This is a genomic window from Alteromonas halophila (genome assembly GCF_014651815.1).
Classification (GTDB): Bacteria; Pseudomonadota; Gammaproteobacteria; order Enterobacterales; family Alteromonadaceae; genus Alteromonas; species Alteromonas halophila.
Genome location: NZ_BMXP01000025.1, coordinates 1 through 1,520, shown reverse-complemented (window position 1 = coordinate 1,520; position 1,520 = coordinate 1). Strand labels below are relative to the sequence as shown.

At 44.5% G+C, this 1,520-nt stretch carries 2 protein-coding genes; both read left to right on the top strand.

Features of this window, described 5'->3' with window-relative positions; genetic code table 11:
* Nucleotides 1–178: 178 nt before the first annotated feature.
* Nucleotides 179–403, top strand: a complete 225-nt coding sequence (locus IE054_RS17710; protein WP_189408592.1) for a hypothetical protein — start codon at nucleotides 179–181, stop codon at nucleotides 401–403.
* Nucleotides 396–827, top strand: coding sequence for a site-specific integrase (locus IE054_RS17925; RefSeq protein ID WP_308428296.1), 432 nt, complete (start codon nucleotides 396–398; stop codon nucleotides 825–827). Before IE054_RS17710 ends, IE054_RS17925 begins: the two co-directional genes overlap by 8 nt.
* The last annotated feature ends 693 nt before the right edge of the window (nucleotides 828–1,520 follow it).

Here is a 1,520-nt window from a genome sequence, read left to right as displayed (position 1 = left end):
GAGGATTTGAATCTCCATAAATTGTTCCAATGTGAGCATAAGTCCCTCCTTATGGAGGGATCAGTTAGTCCACAGTGGATCACTTTTCAATTGTTGGGGTGGATCAGTTTTGCACTGTTGCTAACAAGTGTCGCTGAGCTTTAACAGCCAGTTAATCTTACAACTCAGAGGGCGCGATATGACATATATTAACGAAGTAGATGAAGTGGAAAGACTGAAAGCTGAAACCAAATTAATAACTCGCAAACGGCGGAAAACCTCGAAGCTTGATAAGTACCGCTCGCAGCTTTGTAAGCTGTACTTCTTAGGAGCAAGCAAAGCTGAATTGCAGCGCTGGTTAATCAGACGAGGTGTGACGGTGAACTGGACGACAGTTAAACGCTGGTTAGATAAAAATGCCTAAATTCGCCAAGCCAGAAACCCAGGCTAAAAATGTCATTAAAGAGCTTACAAAATCAAAAGTAATCCGCTCTCTTGGTACCGCGAGAAGCTACAAGCAAGCGCTTCAGAATGTAGCCAAATGGGTCAAGGCTAATAAGTTAAATGGTCTGCATTCAATAAAACCAGAGCAGGCCAGGTTTTACTTAGAACGTCGAGCTGAAGAGGTGGGACAAAAAACAGTTGATATGGAGCGGCAGGCCATTCAGGCAATGATGCAAGTTAATGGAAAGCTCCAGCCTAATGAGTCGCTTTATTGTGTTAAGTCTGAATTGCCTGAAATAAAAAGTTCTCGAGCATACACAGCGCAGCAAGCGAGTGCTATTTCTGATTGTCAAAACAATAACCACCGTCTGGCAACCCAAATTGCTTATGCTGCTGGTCTTTGAGCCCACGAGCTTCTGACACTTTCTCGGCACGATGAGCGAAGGCCAGACGATCGAGAAGCGCTTTCTTCAAAGTGGCAGGGCCGTTCGGGAGAACTCTATACCGTGCAAGGCAAGGGGGGCCTGGTTCGTAATGTACTTATTCCCACTCATCTAGCCGAACGACTAGAAAATCAGAGATTTAAACAACCTGTAACTATAGTAGACCGGCAAATAAACTATCTTCAGCGCTACGATATTGGCGCAGGGAAGAAATGGTCAGATTCGTTTAGTCGCGCTTCAAAGCGGGCGCTCTTCTTCTCAACTGGAGGGCACGGTCTCCGTCATAGCTACGCACAAGAGCGAATGGCAGAGTTAAATCAACTTGGATTCGCAAGAACAGTCGCACTCCAGACTGTGTCTCAGGAAATGGGGCATTTTAGGTCGCAAATTACAGAGGTGTATCTCAGATAGCGATGCAAACAGTGCTTTTATGGAGATTCTGCCTTACCTGTCAGACTAAAAAAATTTGGCATGCCAAATTTTCGCTAGATTACTCTTTCTGAGATTTAGCAGATTGATGAACAGCATACTGAATCGCCACTACTAACCTAGACACTTCCCAGCCGTTCTTCGTAACGATTTTCATACTCTACTGGTGACAGTAGATTATTGGAACCATGTTTTCGTTTGCTGTTATAGAACATCTCGATGTAA